Below are 16,322 nucleotides of genomic sequence, written 5' to 3'. Positions count from 1 at the left end.
TGTTGGCGCTTTTTGATGTCAACCGCATTCATCAAGGAGATGCAATGAAACTTCGTCCTCTGCACGACCGCGTGATCGTCAAGCGCCTCGAGAACGAAACCCGCACCGCGTCGGGCATCGTGATTCCGGACAACGTCGCCGAGAAGCCGGACCAGGGCGAGATCCTGGCCGTGGGCCCGGGCCGCAAGAACGACAAGGGCGAGCTGATCGCCCCGAACGTGAAGGTCGGCGAGCGCGTGCTGTTCGGCAAGTACAGCGGCCAGACCGTCAAGGTCGATGGCGAAGAGCTCCTGGTGATGAAGGAAGACGACCTGTTCGCCGTCATCGAAGGCGCCGCCGCCCTGAAGAAGGCCGCCTGAGGCGCCCTTTCCTCCTAAACCCATTCCTGTTGAGGTAATACACATGGCAGCTAAAGACGTTGTTTTCGGCGGCGACGCCCGCGCCCGCATGGTTGAAGGCGTGAACATCCTGGCCAACGCGGTCAAGGTCACCCTGGGCCCCAAGGGTCGCAACGTGGTGCTGGAGCGCTCGTTCGGCGCCCCCACCGTGACCAAGGACGGCGTGTCCGTGGCCAAGGAGATCGAGCTCAAGGACAAGCTCCAGAACATGGGCGCCCAGATGGTCAAGGAAGTCGCTTCCAAGACCAGCGACAACGCCGGTGACGGCACCACCACCGCGACCGTGCTGGCCCAGGCCATCATCCGCGAAGGCATGAAGTACGTGGCCGCGGGCATGAACCCGATGGACCTCAAGCGCGGCATCGACCGTGCCGTGATCCAGCTGACCGACCAGCTGAAGAAGGCTTCCAAGCCCACCACGACCTCCAAGGAGATCGCCCAGGTCGGCTCCATCTCCGCCAACAGCGACGAGTCGATCGGCAAGATCATTGCCGACGCGATGGACAAGGTCGGCAAGGAAGGCGTGATCACCGTCGAGGACGGCAAGTCCCTGGACAACGAGCTGGACGTCGTCGAAGGCATGCAGTTCGACCGCGGCTACCTGTCGCCCTACTTCATCAACAACCCCGAAAAGCAGAGCGCGATCCTCGAGAACCCGTTCGTCCTGCTGTTCGACAAGAAGATCAGCAACATCCGCGACCTGCTGCCCACGCTGGAGCAGGTGGCCAAGGCCTCGCGCCCGCTGCTGATCGTGGCCGAGGAAGTCGAAGGCGAAGCGCTGGCGACCCTGGTGGTCAACACCATCCGCGGCATCCTGAAGGTCGTGGCCGTCAAGGCGCCGGGCTTCGGTGACCGTCGCAAGGCCATGCTGGAAGACATCGCCATCCTCACCGGCGGCAAGGTCATCTCGGAAGAGACCGGCATGTCGCTCGAGAAGGTGACGCTGGCCGACCTGGGCCAGGCCAAGCGCATCGAAGTGGGCAAGGAAAACACCACCCTCATCGACGGCGCCGGCGCCGCGGGCGACATCGAAGCCCGCGTCAAGCAGATCCGCGTCCAGATCGAGGAAGCCACCAGCGACTACGACCGCGAGAAGCTGCAGGAGCGCGTGGCCAAGCTGGCCGGCGGCGTGGCCGTCATCAAGGTCGGTGCCGCCACCGAAGTCGAGATGAAGGAAAAGAAGGCCCGCGTGGAAGACGCGCTGCACGCCACCCGTGCCGCCGTCGAAGAAGGCATCGTGGCCGGTGGTGGCGTCGCGCTGCTGCGCGCCAAGCAGGCTGCCGGCGTGATCAAGGGCGACAACCCCGACCAGGACGCCGGCATCAAGCTGGTGCTCAAGGCGATCGAAGCGCCCCTGCGCGAGATCGTCTCCAACGCCGGCGGCGAAGCCAGCGTGGTGGTCAACCGCGTGCTGGAAGGCAAGGGCAACTTCGGCTTCAACGCCGCCAACGACACCTACGGCGACATGATCGAGATGGGCATCCTGGACCCGACCAAGGTGACGCGTACTGCCCTGCAGAACGCCGCTTCCGTCGCGTCCCTGATGCTGACGACCGAAGCCATGGTCGCCGAGGCGCCCAAGGACGAGGCTCCCGCCGGCGGCATGCCCGGTGGCATGGGCGGCATGGGCGGCATGGACATGTAAGTCCGCGCCGGGAGGCTTCGGCTTCCCGCAGCCTTTGCGCAGCAGACAAAAAGGCCGGCGGATCGCCGGCCTTTTTCATTGGTGTCGTCGGTACGCCTACTGAGCGCCGGGGGCCAGCGCGGTGCCTTCCCCCTCGGCCGGCTGCGCACCGTATTCGTTGGAACCGGGCTGGCCCGGCTGGGCCGCGAAGTACAGCAGCACCAGGCCCACCACCGGGACCAGCCCCAGCAGCAGCCACCAGCCGCTCTTGCCGATGTCGTGCATGCGGCGAATGCCCACTGCCACCGAGGGCAGCAGCAGCCCCGCGACGGCCAGCAGGTAGACCAGGCTGTGGATCATGCTGGCGACGACGTACACGCCAATCTGGAACAGGAAAAACCACCAGAACTCCGGCCGCGCGGCGCGCCCGTTGAAGTCGGCGTACTTGTTCAGGCAGGCCTTGACGGCTTTCTTGAAGTCTTCCATCCGGTTCTCCTCGATCGGGGCAAGTCCCCCAGTCACATCATAGGAGCACGGATCAGCCGCGCCTAGCTCAATCCCGCAGGCGCTGCACCAGGGCCGCCGTCGACGCATCGAGCCCGACCGTGTCGCCCGAGGCCAGGCGGGGCGCGATGTCCTTGGCCAGCACCTTGCCCAGTTCCACGCCCCACTGGTCGAAGCTGTTGATGCCCCACAGGGCGCCCGCGCAGAAGACACGGTGCTCGTACAGGGCGACCAGCGCGCCGAGGCTTCGCGGATCGAGCCGGTCGAGCAGCAGCATCGTGCTGGGCCGGTTGCCGGGGAAATGCCGGTGGCCGCCGGGATCGGACTTGCCCTGCATCAGCGCCGCGGCCTGGGCCAGCACGTTGGCCAGCAGCTGCGGGTGGTGTTCGGCCAGCCCGTGCTCGGGCTTCTTCACGGCGATGAACTCCACAGGGACCACGTCGGTCCCCTGGTGCAGCATCTGGAAATACGCGTGCTGCCCGTTGGTGCCGGGCTCGCCCCAGACCACCGGCGATGTTGCGTAGGGCAGCTCGCGCCCCTGGCGGTCGACGCGCTTGCCGTTGCTCTCCATCTCCAGCTGCTGCAGGTAGGCCGGCAGGCGGCGCAAGGCGCTGTGGTAGGGCGCCACGCTGCGGCTGGTGAAGCCGTGGAAGCCCCGGTACCAGACGTCCAGCAGCGCCAGGCGCACCGGCAGGTTGCGCTCCAGGGGCTGCTCGCGAAAGTGCCGGTCCATCGCATGCGCACCGTCCAGCAGCTCGCGGAACCGCTGGGCGCCCACCGCGATGGCGATGGGCAGGCCGATGGCCGACCACATCGAATACCGGCCGCCCACCCAGTCCCAGAACCCGAAGGTGCGCCCGATGCCGAATTCGGCCGCCGCCTGGACGTTGGTGGTCAGCGCCGCGAAATGGCGCGACACGTCCCGCCCGCCCTGCTGCGTGAACCACTGGCGCGCCGAGCGCGCATTGGTCATGGTCTCCACCGTGGTGAAGGTCTTGGACGCGATGAGGAACAGCGTGCCTTCGGGCTTGAGCTGGCGCAGCACCGCCGCGAGCTCATGCCCGTCGATGTTGGAGACGAAGTGAAAGCGCTTGCCGGGCGCGACGAACGAGTCCAACGCGAGAGTGGCCATCTGCGGCCCCAGGTCGGAGCCGCCGATGCCGATGTTCACCACGTCGGTGATGCTGGCGTCGGTCCGCAGCTCTTCGGCGAAAGCCAGCATGCGGGCTAGCGTCTCGTGCACCTGCGCGAGCTCGGCCGACAACCGGGCATCCGCCCCGCCCTGCCGCGGCGCGCGCAGCAGGAAGTGCATGACCTGGCGGCCTTCGGTGGCGTTGATCTTCTCGCCGGCGAACATCGCGTCGCGCTGCGCCGTCAATCCGCACTCCTGGGCCAGCTGCAGCAGCAGGCGGTCGGCCTGCGCATCGAGCAGGTTCTTGGACAGGTCGGCGAACACCTGCGGGGCTTCCAGGCTGAACGCCTGCACGCGCGCCGGATCGGCCTGGAGCGCCTGCCGCGCGTCGAAGCCGCGCCCCGTGCCGTCGAAATGCTGCCGCAGGGCTTTCCATGCCCCGGTGTCGTCGCAGCGGGGAAACGCAGGGGAGGCCATGCTCAGGCCTCCTTCATCAGCTTCTCGAGCTTGACCGCATCGGCCGCGAAGGCGCGGATGCCCTCGGCCAGCTTCTCGGTCGCCATCGCGTCCTCGTTGAGCGCGTAACGGAAGCCGGCTTCGTCATAGCTCACCGGCGGCAGGTCGGTATTCTTCGCCTGCTGCGGATCGAGCGCCCGGGGCACCGGTGCATCCGAACCGGCGAGCTGGGCCAGCAGTTCGGGGCTGATGGTCAGCAGGTCGCAGCCGGCCAGCGCGAGGATCTGGCCCGTATTTCGGAAGCTCGCGCCCATCACCTCGGTCTTGATGCCGAAATGCTTGTAGTGCAGGTAGATCTGCCGCACCGACTGCACGCCCGGGTCGTTCGGCCCCGCGTTGGCGGCCTCGTCCCATCCCGTGCCGGCCGACTTCTTGTACCAGTCGTAGATGCGGCCCACGAAGGGCGAGATGAGCTGGACCTTGGCCTGGCCGCAGGCGACCGCCTGGCAGAACGAGAACAGCAGGGTGAGGTTGGTCCGGATGCCGCGCTGTTCCAGGCGGGCGGCGGTCTGGATGCCTTCCCAGGTGGACGCGACCTTGATCAGCACCCGCTCGGGTGGCACGCCTTCGGCACGGTACATCGCGATGATTCGTTCCGCGCGGGCGAACGAGGCATCGGCATCGAAGCTCAGGCGGGCGTCGACCTCGGTGGACACGCGGCCGGGAATGATCGAGAGGATCTCGCGCCCGAAACGCACCAGCAGCCGGTCCATGGTCTCGTCCAGCGGCTGCTTGCGGTACTGGGCCATCGTCTCGGCGAGCAGGTGCGCGTAGTCGGCCTTCTGCACCGCCTTCAGGATGAGCGACGGGTTGGTGGTGGCGTCCTGCGGCTGGAACTGCGCGAGCTGGCGGAAGTCGCCCGTATCGGCGACGACGGTGGTGAACTGCTTGAGGGCGTCGAGTTGGTTCATGGCCTTGCGATTATCGGCGCTGGGGCGGCGACCGGGCCGGCATGGCCCGAATGGAGGAGCCGTAATCGGATTACGCCGCGCAAGCCGTTCTCTAAGCTAGAGCTGCGGGCGCCCGACCCCGCCCCAGGGTCGGAAATCATGAAACGAAGTTACAGTAACCGCTCGTCCCCGACACCAAGGAACCATGAGCTTCGACCTCGTCCTCTTCGGCGGCACCGGCGACCTGGCCTGGCGCAAGCTTCTCCCCGCCCTCTTCCAGGCGTTCCGCCACGGCACGCTGCCGGCCGACGGCCGCATCATCGGCGTGGCCCGCGACGACCTGGGCAATGAGCAGTACCGGCAGCTGATCCAGCAGCGCTTCGAGAACGTGGACCTGGCCAAACGGCCCAGCCCCGAGGAATTCGGACGTTTCGCCCAGCTGCTGCACTTCGTGCGCATGGACCTCTCGAAACCCGAGGACTACGCGCGCCTGAAGGACAAGCTGGTGCACCGCGGAGCCGACCAGGTCGTGATGTACCTCGCCACCGCGCCCACGCTGTTCACCCTGGCCTGCGAGCAGCTGGCCGCCGCCGGGCTGGCCACTGCGAACACCCGCATCGTCCTGGAAAAGCCGCTGGGCCACGACCTGGCCAGCAACCGCGAGATCAACGAGACGGTGCGGCGCGCCTTCAGCGAGCAGCAGATCTTCCGCATCGACCACTACCTGGGCAAGCCGTCGGTGCAGAACCTGTTCGCGCTGCGGTTCGGCAATTCGCTGTTCGAGCCGCTGTGGCGCCGCGAGACGATCGCCAACATCGAAGTCACGATCGCCGAGGACATCGGCGTGGAAAAGCGCGGCGCGTTCTACGACAGCACCGGCGCGCTGCGCGACATGGTGCAGAACCATGCTCTTCAGCTCGTGTGTGCGCTGGCGATGGAGCCGCCGATCAGTTCCGATGCCGACGCCATCCGCGACGAGAAGCTCAAGGTGCTGCGCTCCCTGCGTGCCTGGACGCCCGAGACCATGGCGCAGCACGCGATCCGGGGCCAGTACGGCCCGGGCACGGTGGCCGGCGAGCCGGTGCCAGGCTACCGGCAGGAGCCCGGCGTTCCGCACGAGAGCACGACCGAGACCTTCGTGGCGCTGCGCGCCGAGATCGCCAACTGGCGCTGGGCGGGCGTGCCGTTCTACATCCGCACCGGCAAGCGGCTGGCGGCGCGCGACGCCCACATCGCGGTGAACTTCCGGCCGGCGCCGCACGCCATCTTCAACACGCCGCTGGGCGCGGGCAACCGGCTGGTGATCGACCTGCAGCCGCGCGACGGGCTGGAGCTGCACCTGCTGGCCCAGGGGCAGGAAAACCGCCGGCATTTGCAATCGCTGACGCCGGTGCACCTGGACCTGGACTTCGACAAGCGCTTCGGCTCCGAGCGCGTGGGCGCGTACGAGCGCCTGCTGCTGGACGTGATCGACGGCCGGCTCAACCTGTTCGTGCGCAGCGACGAGCAGGAAGCCGCCTGGCGCTGGGTGGAGCCGCTGCTGGACAGCTGGCGCGGCAACTCCAGCGGGCTGCGGTCCTACGCGGCCGGCAGCTGGGGGCCGAGCGCGGCCAGCGCGATGATCGCGCGCGACGGTTTCTGCTGGAGCGAAGAGCAGTGACGTCCGCGGGCGGCACCATGCTCGACCGCATCAAGGCATCCCTCCCCTCCCTGGCCACCGCGGAGCAACGCGTGGGCAAGCTGGTGCTGGGCGACCCCCGCGCCTTTGCCAACCTGCCGGTGAGCGAGCTGGCCGAGCGGGCCCACGTGAGCAAGCCGACCGTCGTGCGCTTTTGCCGCAGCATGGGCTACGACGGGCTGTCGGACTTCAAGCTCAAGCTGGCCGGCAGCGTGAGCGAAGGCGTGCCCTTCATCCACCGCAGCGTGGACCCGGACGACAAGACCTCCGACGTGCTGGTGAAGGTCATCGACAACACGGTGGCGGCCTTCCTGAAGTACCGCAACGATGCGTCGACCTACGCGATCGAGCGGGCCTGCGCGGCGCTGGCGGCGACCTACCAGACCGGTCGGCGCATCGACTTCTACGGCGCCGGCAACTCGGGCATCGTGGCGCAGGATGCGCAGCACAAGTTCTTCCGCCTGGGCGTGAACACCATCGCCTACAGCGACGGGCACCTGCAGGTGATGGGGGCGTCGCTGCTCGGCCCCGGCGACTGCGCGGTGGTCATCTCCAACTCGGGGCGCACGCGCGACCTGATGGATGCGTGCGACATCGCGCGCAAGAACGGCGCGACGACGATCGTGATCACCTCCAGCGGCTCGCCGCTGGCGGCCGCCGGGCACATCCACCTAGCGGCCGACCACCCCGAGGGCTACGACCGCTACAGCCCGATGGTGTCGCGGCTGCTGCACCTGATGGTGATCGATGTGCTGGCCACCACGGTGGCGCTGAGGATCGGCGGTGCGCGCCTGCAGCCGCTGCTGCGGGAGATGAAGAACAACTTGAGGACCAAGCGGTACGCCTAGTCCTCGGCAGGGCCTAGATCCGGCCTTCTTCCACCGCGTGGCAGGCCACCCGGATGCCGCCGATCGTCAACAGTGCGGGGCGCTCGACGCGGCAACGCTCGTTGGCATGCGGGCAGCGCGGGTTGAATGCGCAGCCGGCGGGCGGATTCAGCGGGTTGGGCACCTCCCCCTGCACCGGCGTGCGGGAGCGGCCGGTGTCGTGCATCTTCGGGATGGCATCCAGCAGCATCCGCGTGTACGGATGCCGGGGGTTGCCGAACAGCTGGTGCTTGCCGGCCAGCTCCACCAGCCGGCCCAGGTACATCACGCCCACCTGGTCGGAGACGTGGCGCACCACGGCCAGGTTGTGCGAGATGAACAGGTAGGTCAGGCCCTGCTTGCGTTGCAGGTCCTTCATGATGTTGAGCACCTGCGCCTGCACCGACACGTCCAGCGCGCTGGTGGGCTCGTCGCAGACCAGGAACTCCGGCTCGGTGGCCAGCGCGCGCGCGATGGAGATGCGCTGGCGCTGGCCGCCGGAGAACTGGTGCGGGTACTTCACCATGTCCAGCGGCGACAGGCCGACGCTCTGCAGCAGCTGGCCGACGCGCTCCTTCAGCTGGGCGGCCTCGGTGACGATGCCGTGCTCCTTGAGCGGCTCGCCGACGATGTCCTCCACCTTCCAGCGCGGGTTGAGGCTGGCATAGGGGTCCTGGAAGATCATCTGGATGCGCCGGCGCAGCTTGCGGCCTTCGCCGGTCTTGAACACCTTGTGCGCTTCCACGCCGTCGAAGATGAGGTCGCCGCGGGTGGGCTCGTACAGGCCCACCAGCAGGCGCGCCACGGTGCTCTTGCCGCAGCCGGACTCGCCCACCAGCGCGAGCGTCTGGCCCTTCTCGATGTCGAAGCTCACCCCGTCCACCGCATGCAGCAGCTGGCGCGGCTTGCGCTCGATCACGCGGTTGAGCCAGGGCGCCGAGACGTCGAAGGTCTTGGCGAGGTCGCGCGCCTGCACCAGCGGGCCGGGCGTGGCTCCCTGCAGGGCGGTGGCCGTCGGCTGCGCCGACGCCTGGATGTCGGTGGCGATGGCGCTCATGCCGTGGCTCCTGCCAGTGCGGTGGTCTGGTGCGCGTCGTGCAGCCAGCAGGCGGCGCGGGTGGCGCCGGCGTCCAGCAGTTCGGGGCGCTCGCGCCTGCAGCGATCGAAGGCGCGCGGGCAGCGCGGGTTGTAGGGGCAGCCGGTCGGGATGGCGTTCAGCCGCGGCATCGCGCCGTCGATCTGGTTGAGGCGCTCGCGCTCGACTTCCATGTCCGGGATCGAGGCCATCAGGCCCAGCGTGTAGGGATGCGCGGGCGTGTTGATCACCTCGTGCACCGGACCGATCTCCGCGATGCGACCGGCGTACATCACGGCCACGCGGTCGCAGGTCTCGGCGATCACGCCCATGTCGTGCGTGATGAGCATCACGGCCGCGCCGCGGTCGCGGCAGATGCGCTTGAGCAGCTGGATGATCTGCGCCTGGATGGACACGTCCAGCGCCGTGGTGGGCTCGTCGGCCACGATCAGCTTGGGCTCGGCCGCGAGCGCCAGGGCGATCACCACGCGCTGCCGCATGCCGCCGGAGAACTGGTGCGGGAAGTGGTCGATGCGCTCGGCCGCCGCCGGGATGCCGGTGTCTTCCAGCAGGCTGATGGCGCGCTTGCGCGCCTCGGCCGCGTCCACCGGCAGGTGGGCCTGGATGGTTTCGGTGAGCTGCCGTCCCACCGTGTACAGCGGGTTCAGCGAGGTCAGCGGATCCTGGAAGATCGCGCCGATCCTGCGGCCGCGCACGTGGCGCATCTGGTCCTGCGACAGGTTGTCGATGCGCTGGCCTTCCAGCATGATCTGCCCGGACGCGACGCGCCCCGGCGGCTCCAGCAGGCCGATGATGGACGCGCCGGTCAGGCTCTTGCCGGCGCCGGACTCGCCCACCACGCCCAGGATCTCGCCCGGGGCGATGGAAAAGGAGATGTCGTCCAGCGCGCGCAGCGTGCCGCGGCGGTTGGGAAACTCGACGACGAGGTTCTTGACTTCGAGGAGGCTCATCTTGTTCTCACGGTCCGTCACTGCAGGCGCGGGTTGAGCGCGTCGCGCAGCCAGTCGCCCAGCAGGTTCACCGACAGGGCAATGAGGATGAGCATCAGCCCGGGGAAGATGGTGATCCACCACTCGCCCGAGAACAGGTAGTCGTTGCCCACCCGGATCAGGGTGCCCAGCGAGGGCGAGGTGGGCGGCACGCCCACGCCAAGGAAGGACAGTGTCGCCTCGGTGATGATGGCCGTGGCCACGTGGATGGTGGCCAGCACCAGCACCGGGCCCATGACGTTGGGCAGCACGTGGCGCACCATGATGCGCAGCGGCGCCACGCCGGTCACGCGCGCGGCCTGCACGTATTCCTTGTTGCGCTCGACCAGGGTGGAGCCCCGGACGGTTCGCGCGTACTGCACCCAGCCGGTCAGCGTGATCGAGACGATCAGCACGCCGAAGGCCACCGTGTCGTGCGCGTTCGGGAAGAGCGCGCGGCCGACGCCGGCGATCAGCAGGGCCACGAGGATGGCGGGGAAGCTGAGCATCACGTCGCACAGCCGCATCAGGAAGCCGTCGATCCATCCGCCCTTGAACCCGGCGAGCAGGCCCAGGGCCACGCCGATGAACATGGACAGGACCACCGAGACCAGGCCCACCACCAGGGAGATGCGGGCGCCGTACATCAGGGCGGAGAGGATGTCGCGGCCCTGGTCGTCCGTGCCCAGCAGGTACTTGCTGCTGCCCTCGGCCTCCCAGGCCGGCGGCAGGCGCGCGTCGGACAGCACCAGCGTGGTGAGGTCGAACGGGTTGTGCGGCGCGACGAAGCCGGCGAAGGCGGCGCAGAACGCGCAGACGAAGGCGATGATGGCGGCCATGATGGCCACCGGCGAATTGCGAAAGCTGTAGCCGATGTCGCTGTCGAACCAGCGGGCGAGCGTCTGTCTCATGGGATCCTTGATGGACGAACGCCGCGGGACGGGGGCCCCGCGGCGTCGGGCCTGCTCAATGCTTTACTTCTGGACGGTGATCCACTTGAAGTCGAGGTAGTTGTCGCCGCGCTGGACCACCTTGACCTTCTTGCTCACGCCCCACGCCAGCGACTGCTGGTGCAGCGGCAGGTGGCCGACATCATTGGTGTGGATGTCGAACGCCTGCTTGATCATCGCCATGCGCTTGGCCTTGTCCGTCTCGGACTGGACCGCGCGCGTGAGCTTGTCGAACTCCGGGTTGCAGTAGCTGCCCAGGTTGAACTGGCCGGCGCCCTTGTCGTCCGGGCAGGCCATCAGCGCATTCATCGCGTTGTGCGAGTCGTAGGTGCTCGGCGTCCAGCCCAGGAGGTAGAAGCTGGTGTCGCGACGCAGGATCTTCGGGAAGTAGGTGCCCTTGGTCTCGGCCGCCAGGTTGATCTTGACGCCGATGCGCGACAGGTTGGCCGCCACGGTCTGGCAGATGCGCGCGTCGTTGACGTAGCGGTCGTTGGGGCAGTTCATCGTGACCTCGAAGCCGCTGGGGTAGCCGGCTTCGGCCAGCAGCTTCTTGGCCGCTTCGGGGTCGTACGGGAGGCGCTTGTTCTGCTCCTGCACGAAGCCGTTGATGCCGGGGCCGACCATCAGGCCGGTGGGCAGCGAGACGTTGCGCATCACGGTGCGCTTGATGCCGTCGATGTCGATGGCCTGGTAGAAGGCCTGGCGCACCCGCTTGTCCTTGAACGGGTTCTTGCCCTTGACGCTGGAATACAGCAGCTCGTCGCGCTTCTGGTCCATGCCCAGGAAGATGGTGCGCAGCTCGGGCGCGACCAGGGCCTGCGCGTTGGGCGAGGAGCTGATGCGGTCGATGTCCTGGACCGGCACGGGCTCCATCACGTCGACTTCGCCCGACAGCAGGGCGGCGACGCGCGTGGCATCGCTGCCGATCGGGGTGAAGATCACCTCCTGAACGTTGCCTTCGATCTTGCCCCAGTAGTTGCCGTTGCGCACGAACGTGGTGCGCACGTTCGGCTGGCGCTCGCGCAGGCGGTACGGGCCGGTGCCATTGGCGCGGAACGAAGCCGCGTTCTCGACGCCCTTGCGGCGGTCGACCGGGCGCGTGGCCTGGTTGGTCTCGCACCACTTCTTGCTCATGATGAAGACCTGCGTGAGCACGTCCGGCAGGATCGGGAACGGCGCGTTGGTCTCGATCTCGACGGTGTGGTCGTCGATCTTGCGCACGGCCTTCACATCGTTGGTGTAGCTCTTCATGTCCGAGCCGTCGACCTGCGTGCGGGCCATCGTGAAGAGCACGTCGTCGGCGGTGAACGGCGAGCCGTCATGGAACTGGACGCCCTTGCGCAGCTCGAAGCGCCACACCGTCGGCGAGGTCTGCTTCCAGGACGTGGCCAGCGAAGGCGCCAGCGAGAGGTCCTTGTTGCGGCCGACCAGCGGCTCGTAGACGTTGCTGGTGACGGACAGCTGCAGCGACTCGTTCAGCGAGTGCGGGTCCATCGACAGGGCATCGCCCTGGTTGGCGACGCGCACGGTCTGCGCGGAGGCAGCGCCGGCGAAAGCGCACAGGAGTGCGGCGTACAGCAGCGTGGTCTTCATCTTCATCTTTGGCTCCTTTTCGTGAAAGGGTAGGCGTGGGGAAAGGGGTCAGGCCGCGGTGAGCGGCAGCGCCTGCTCGACCAGGCTGGCGTGGAGCGCCGAGCCCAGTGGCAGGATCTCGTCGTTGAAGTCGTAGCGGCTGTTGTGCAGCATGCAGCTGCCTTCGCCGCCCTGGCCGATGCGCATGTAGGCACCTGGCTTGACTTGAAGCATGAAGGAGAAGTCCTCCGCACCCATGCTTGGCTCCAGGTCGCGCACGACATGGTCGGCGCCCACCAGCGACTCGGCCACGTCGGCGGCGAACATCGCCTCGCGCGTGGTGTTGGTGGTGGCGGGATACACCCGTTCGTAGTGGACGCTGGCGGTGGCGCCGAAGCCCAGCGCGACGGCGCTGCAAAGCTCGGTGAGGCGGCGCTCCACCAGGTCCTGCACGTCGGGGGTGAAGGTGCGCACGGTGCCCACCAGGGTGGCCTTGCCGGGAATGACGCTCATCGCGTGGACGTCGCCGGCCTGCAGGGCGCACAGGCTGATCACCGCGCCGTCGACCGGGCGCACGTTGCGCGAGACGATGCTCTGCACCGCCGTGATGATGTGCGCCGCCACCAGCACCGGGTCGACCGCCAGGTAGGCGTGGGCGCCGTGGCCGCCCTTGCCGGTGATTTCGATCGTCACCTTGTCGGCCGCGGCCATCATCGGGCCGGCGCTCAGGCCGATGGTGCCGGGGCGCAGCCCGGGCCAGTTGTGCATGCCGTAGACGGATTCGACCGGGAAGCGGTCGAACAGGCCGTCCTCGATCATGGCCTTGGCGCCGGCGAAGCCCTCTTCACCCGGCTGGAAGATGACGATGGCCGTGCCGTCGAAGTTGCGCGTCTCGGCCAGGTAGCGGGCCGCGCCCACCAGCATGGCGGTGTGTCCGTCGTGGCCGCAGCCGTGCATCATCCCGGCGCGCGAGGACTTCCAGGCGAACTCGTTGTTCTCGGACATGGTCAGGCCGTCCATGTCGGCGCGCAGGCCGATCATGCGGCCGCTGGCCGTCTGGCGCCCCCGGATCACGCCGACCACGCCGGTCTTGCCGAGGCCGGCGTGGATCTCGTCGACGCCGCACAGGCGCAGCGCCTCCTTCACCCGGCCGGAGGTGTAGACCTCCTCGAAGCCGATCTCGGGATGCGCGTGCAGGTCCCTGCGGAAGGCGGTGAGCTCCGGGTGGTACTGCGTGATGTGCGCGAAGGCGCGCCCATTGGCCTTGAGCCGGGAAGACGGGACGGCGCTCAGCATCAGTGCCCCCTGCCGCCGCCCACGCGCAGGCGCGGATCGACCGCGAAGTACAGCAGGTCCACCACGAGGTTGATGACCACGAAGATCAGCGCGATCAGGCACAGGTAGGCCGCCATCACCGGGATGTCGGCGAACGTCACCGCCTGGATGAACAGCAGGCCCATGCCCGGCCACTGGAAGACCGTCTCCGTGATGATGGCGAAGGCGATCAGGCCGCCCAGCTGCAGGCCGGTGATGGTCATCACCGGCACCAGCGTGTTCTTCAGTGCGTGGCCGAAATGGATGGCGCGGTTGGACAGGCCGCGCGCGCGCGCGAACTTGATGTAGTCGGTGCGCAGCACCTCGAGCATCTCGGCGCGCACCAGCCTCATGATCAGCGTGAGCTGGAAGATGGCCAGCGTCACCGCCGGCAGCACGATGTGGTGCCAGCCCTTGGGCGTGAGCAGCCCCGAGGACCACCAGCCGATCTGCACCGTCGGACCGCGGCCGAAGCTCGGGAACCAGCCCAGCGTGACGGCGAAGATGAGGATCAGCAGGATGCCGATCAGGAAGGTCGGCAGCGAGACGCCCAGCAGCGACAGCGTCATGAACGCCTGGCTGAGGAAGGTGCCGCGGCGCAGCGCGGAATAGACGCCGATCGGGATGCCGATGGCCAGCGCGAGGAAGGCCGCGACCAGGGCCAGTTCCAGCGTGGCGGGGAAGCGCTCGGCGATCAACCGCGAGACCTTGGCGCCCTGGCGCAGGCTCAGGCCGAACTCGCCCTGGACCGCGTTGAGCAGGAAGTGCCAGAACTGGATGAAGAAAGGCTTGTCCAGGCCCAGGTCGGCACGCAGTTCGCGGATCTGGTCCGGCGTGGCGTCCTGGCCGAGCAGGAAGACGACGGGGTCGCCCACGAACTGGAACAGCAGAAAGGCGATGAAGGCCACGGTGACCATGACCACCACGGCCTGCATGAGGCGACGGAGGATGAAAGCAAACATTGGTTGGACAACAGCGGGGGCGATGCTAGCAGAGCAAGCTGCGGGCCAGCCCCGGTGAAAACGAGGGGCGCGCGGCGCGAACAAGAGGTCGAAAGAAGGGCCATGGCCCCGAAACGAGCAGGCGAGGGGCGCCGCAAAGCGCTCCCTCGCCCCGGTGGGTGCGGCGGCTCAGCCGCCGTGGACCCGCGGTGTCAGTTCACCGAGACCAGGCGCCAGTCGATGCGGTTGTCCGGACGGTGCACCACCTCGACGTTCTTCTTCATCGCCCAGGGGATGATCTGGTTGTGCAGCGGGATGTGGGACACGTCGTCCTTGCTCATCTGCAGGGCCTCGACCAGCCGGCGGTTGCGCACCAGCGTGTCGGTCTCGACCTTCGCACGGTCGATGACGGCGTCGATCTTCGGGTTGCTGAACCGGCCGACGTTGTAGTTGCCGTCGCCGTCCGTGCCCACCGAGCGCACCAGCGACTGCAGGCTGTACATCGCGTCGAAGGTCGGCACGCCCCAGCCGAGCATGTAGATGCTGGCTTCGTAGCGCTGGATCATCGGGAAGTACGTCACCAGCGGCAGGGTGCGCAGCTTGGCGCGCACGCCGGCCCGCGCCCACATGGCGGTGACGGCCTGGCAGATTTCCTCGTCGTTGATGTAGCGGTTGTTGGGGCAGGCGAAGTCGACCTCGAAGCCCTGCGGGTAACCCGCCTCGGCCAGCAGCTTCTTGGCGCCTTCCAGGTCGAAGGGCGCGCGCTTGTGCAGGTCTTCGTTCCAGCCGTTCACCTGCGGCGCGATCAGCGTGCCGGTGGCCTGGCCGAGCCCGCGCATCGTGACGCGCATCAGGCTGTCGATGTCGATCGACTGGGCCAGCGCCTTGCGCACGCGCTGGTCCTTCAGCGGGTTCTTGCCCTTGACGTTGGAGCCGGGCAGTTCGTCGCGGAAGGTGTCCAGGCCGAAGAAGATGGTGCGGCTCTCGACGCCGTCGATCACCTTCAGGTTGCCGTTGTTGCGCAGGCGCGCGAGGTCCTGCGGGCTCGGGTCGAGCACCAGGTCGACTTCACCGGACAGGAGCGCGGCGACGCGGGTGGCCTCCGACTTGATCGGCGTGTAGACGATCTCGGTCAGGTTGCCTTCGAGCTTGCCCCACCAGTTGGGGTTGCGCTCCATCACCATGCGCTGGTCCGGCACCCACTGCTTGAGCATGAAGGGGCCGGTGCCCATGGCGTTGCGGTTGGCGAACGTCTCCTGCGTGACGTTGCGGATGTCCTTGGGTTCGACCGAGTTGTTCTTCTCCGCCCAGGCCTTGCTCATCATGCGCAGCTCGGTGAGCTGGTTGAGCAGCACGGGGTTCGGGTTCTTGGTGAAGATGTCGATCGTGTTGCTGTTGACCTTCACCACGCGGTCGATGCCGGCCGTGTAGGGCGTGAAGTTCGACGTCTTCATCATCGCGCGCTGCAGCGAGTAGACCGCGTCGTCGGCGGTGAACGGGCTGCCGTCGTGGAACTTGACGTTCTGGCGCAGGTTCACGCGCAGCTGGGTCGGCGTGACCTGGTTCCAGGAGGCGCCCAGCACCGGCTCGATCTTGAACGTGCGGCTGTTGTAGTAGACCAGCGTCTCGTAGACCGCGGCGTGGATGCCGTTCTGCAGCGCGTTGTTCTGGGAATGGATGTCCCAGGTGGAGATCTCGCCGGCGCTCGCCCAGCGGAACGTCTTCGCTTGCACGGCCGGGGTGCTGGCCATGGCGGCCGCGGCCGCGGCGCACACAAGTGCGTACTTGATCCTCATGAAACCCTCGTGGAATTGTTGGGAGAGCGGGACTATGCAGCGGGGGGCGGCGGTCGTCAAAAGGGTTTCCCCCGGCC

The 16,322-nt window shown here is 67.7% G+C and carries 14 protein-coding genes; 4 read left to right on the top strand and 10 right to left on the bottom strand.

Annotated elements, in window-relative coordinates; all coding sequences use genetic code 11:
* Positions 1-44: 44 nt before the first annotated feature.
* Positions 45-359 (top strand): co-chaperone GroES, encoded by a 315-nt coding sequence (locus tag ASG30_RS00320; RefSeq protein WP_055890885.1) that lies wholly within the window; start codon positions 45-47, stop codon positions 357-359.
* 43 nt (positions 360-402) lie between these two features.
* Complete coding sequence (groL, locus tag ASG30_RS00315) at positions 403-2,043, top strand: chaperonin GroEL (protein ID WP_055890883.1); 1,641 nt, start codon at positions 403-405, stop codon at positions 2,041-2,043.
* A 96-nt stretch (positions 2,044-2,139) separates the two neighbouring features.
* Here groL and ASG30_RS00310 read toward each other — a convergent pair whose 3' ends face one another.
* From ASG30_RS00310 to tal, 3 genes are all read right to left on the bottom strand, one after another.
* Positions 2,140-2,508: a DUF805 domain-containing protein gene (locus ASG30_RS00310; protein ID WP_055890880.1), complete on the bottom strand. Its 369-nt coding sequence runs from the start codon at positions 2,506-2,508 to the stop codon at positions 2,140-2,142.
* 67 nt (positions 2,509-2,575) lie between these two features.
* Positions 2,576-4,135 (bottom strand): glucose-6-phosphate isomerase, encoded by a 1,560-nt coding sequence (gene pgi, locus ASG30_RS00305; RefSeq protein ID WP_055890877.1) that lies wholly within the window; start codon positions 4,133-4,135, stop codon positions 2,576-2,578.
* Positions 4,136-4,137: 2 nt separating this feature from the next.
* On the bottom strand, positions 4,138-5,085 hold the full coding sequence (gene tal, locus ASG30_RS00300) for a transaldolase (protein WP_055890874.1): 948 nt from the start codon (positions 5,083-5,085) through the stop codon (positions 4,138-4,140).
* A gap of 184 nt (positions 5,086-5,269) precedes the next feature.
* On the opposite strand from tal, the gene zwf reads away from it, so the two are divergent.
* On the top strand, positions 5,270-6,724 hold the full coding sequence (zwf, locus tag ASG30_RS00295; RefSeq protein ID WP_055890872.1) for a glucose-6-phosphate dehydrogenase: 1,455 nt from the start codon (positions 5,270-5,272) through the stop codon (positions 6,722-6,724).
* A gap of 17 nt (positions 6,725-6,741) precedes the next feature.
* Positions 6,742-7,590: a MurR/RpiR family transcriptional regulator gene (locus tag ASG30_RS00290; RefSeq protein WP_055891883.1), complete on the top strand. Its 849-nt coding sequence runs from the start codon at positions 6,742-6,744 to the stop codon at positions 7,588-7,590.
* A gap of 13 nt (positions 7,591-7,603) precedes the next feature.
* Here ASG30_RS00290 and ASG30_RS00285 read toward each other — a convergent pair whose 3' ends face one another.
* The 7 genes from ASG30_RS00285 to ASG30_RS00255 form a co-directional block, all read right to left on the bottom strand.
* The gene (locus tag ASG30_RS00285; protein ID WP_082521788.1) at positions 7,604-8,665 is read right to left on the bottom strand and encodes an ABC transporter ATP-binding protein; all 1,062 of its coding nucleotides are present in this window, start codon (positions 8,663-8,665) and stop codon (positions 7,604-7,606) included.
* The gene (locus tag ASG30_RS00280; RefSeq protein ID WP_055891875.1) at positions 8,662-9,654 is read right to left on the bottom strand and encodes an ABC transporter ATP-binding protein; all 993 of its coding nucleotides are present in this window, start codon (positions 9,652-9,654) and stop codon (positions 8,662-8,664) included. Before ASG30_RS00280 ends, ASG30_RS00285 begins: the two co-directional genes overlap by 4 nt.
* A 17-nt stretch (positions 9,655-9,671) precedes the next feature.
* Complete coding sequence (locus ASG30_RS00275) at positions 9,672-10,583, bottom strand: ABC transporter permease (RefSeq protein WP_055890869.1); 912 nt, start codon at positions 10,581-10,583, stop codon at positions 9,672-9,674.
* 63 nt (positions 10,584-10,646) lie between these two features.
* Positions 10,647-12,221, bottom strand: a complete 1,575-nt coding sequence (locus ASG30_RS00270; RefSeq protein ID WP_055890866.1) for an ABC transporter substrate-binding protein — start codon at positions 12,219-12,221, stop codon at positions 10,647-10,649.
* Between the two features lie 42 nt (positions 12,222-12,263).
* Positions 12,264-13,490, bottom strand: a complete 1,227-nt coding sequence (locus tag ASG30_RS00265) for a M20 aminoacylase family protein (RefSeq protein ID WP_055890864.1) — start codon at positions 13,488-13,490, stop codon at positions 12,264-12,266.
* On the bottom strand, positions 13,490-14,470 hold the full coding sequence (locus tag ASG30_RS00260; protein ID WP_055890861.1) for an ABC transporter permease: 981 nt from the start codon (positions 14,468-14,470) through the stop codon (positions 13,490-13,492). The genes ASG30_RS00265 and ASG30_RS00260 overlap by 1 nt, the downstream gene beginning before the upstream one ends.
* 191 nt (positions 14,471-14,661) lie before the next feature.
* Positions 14,662-16,245 carry an ABC transporter substrate-binding protein gene (locus tag ASG30_RS00255; RefSeq protein ID WP_055890858.1) on the bottom strand — a complete coding sequence of 528 codons (1,584 nt, stop codon included), beginning with the start codon at positions 16,243-16,245 and terminating at the stop codon, positions 14,662-14,664.
* Positions 16,246-16,322: the final 77 nt, after the last annotated feature.

Origin of the sequence: Ramlibacter sp. Leaf400 (genome assembly GCF_001424545.1) — a bacterium.
Taxonomy (GTDB): domain Bacteria; phylum Pseudomonadota; class Gammaproteobacteria; order Burkholderiales; family Burkholderiaceae_C; genus Ramlibacter.
The sequence above is the reverse complement of the archived record's forward strand: the minus strand, read 5'-3'. Positions and strand labels throughout refer to the sequence as shown.

Excerpts from the sequence above, each read along its gene's own strand:
- ASG30_RS00320 (WP_055890885.1), top strand. The coding sequence starts at position 45 with ATGAAACTTCGTCCTCTGCACGACCGCGTGATCGTCAAGCGCCTCGAG.
- groL (WP_055890883.1), top strand. The coding sequence starts at position 403 with ATGGCAGCTAAAGACGTTGTTTTCGGCGGCGACGCCCGCGCCCGCATG.
- ASG30_RS00310 (WP_055890880.1), bottom strand. The coding sequence starts at position 2,508 with ATGGAAGACTTCAAGAAAGCCGTCAAGGCCTGCCTGAACAAGTACGCC.
- pgi (WP_055890877.1), bottom strand. The coding sequence starts at position 4,135 with ATGGCCTCCCCTGCGTTTCCCCGCTGCGACGACACCGGGGCATGGAAA.
- tal (WP_055890874.1), bottom strand. The coding sequence starts at position 5,085 with ATGAACCAACTCGACGCCCTCAAGCAGTTCACCACCGTCGTCGCCGAT.
- zwf (WP_055890872.1), top strand. The coding sequence starts at position 5,270 with ATGAGCTTCGACCTCGTCCTCTTCGGCGGCACCGGCGACCTGGCCTGG.
- ASG30_RS00290 (WP_055891883.1), top strand. The coding sequence starts at position 6,742 with ATGCTCGACCGCATCAAGGCATCCCTCCCCTCCCTGGCCACCGCGGAG.
- ASG30_RS00285 (WP_082521788.1), bottom strand. The coding sequence starts at position 8,665 with ATGAGCGCCATCGCCACCGACATCCAGGCGTCGGCGCAGCCGACGGCC.
- ASG30_RS00280 (WP_055891875.1), bottom strand. The coding sequence starts at position 9,654 with ATGAGCCTCCTCGAAGTCAAGAACCTCGTCGTCGAGTTTCCCAACCGC.
- ASG30_RS00275 (WP_055890869.1), bottom strand. The coding sequence starts at position 10,583 with ATGAGACAGACGCTCGCCCGCTGGTTCGACAGCGACATCGGCTACAGC.
- ASG30_RS00270 (WP_055890866.1), bottom strand. The coding sequence starts at position 12,221 with ATGAAGATGAAGACCACGCTGCTGTACGCCGCACTCCTGTGCGCTTTC.
- ASG30_RS00265 (WP_055890864.1), bottom strand. The coding sequence starts at position 13,490 with ATGCTGAGCGCCGTCCCGTCTTCCCGGCTCAAGGCCAATGGGCGCGCC.
- ASG30_RS00260 (WP_055890861.1), bottom strand. The coding sequence starts at position 14,470 with ATGTTTGCTTTCATCCTCCGTCGCCTCATGCAGGCCGTGGTGGTCATG.
- ASG30_RS00255 (WP_055890858.1), bottom strand. The coding sequence starts at position 16,245 with ATGAGGATCAAGTACGCACTTGTGTGCGCCGCGGCCGCGGCCGCCATG.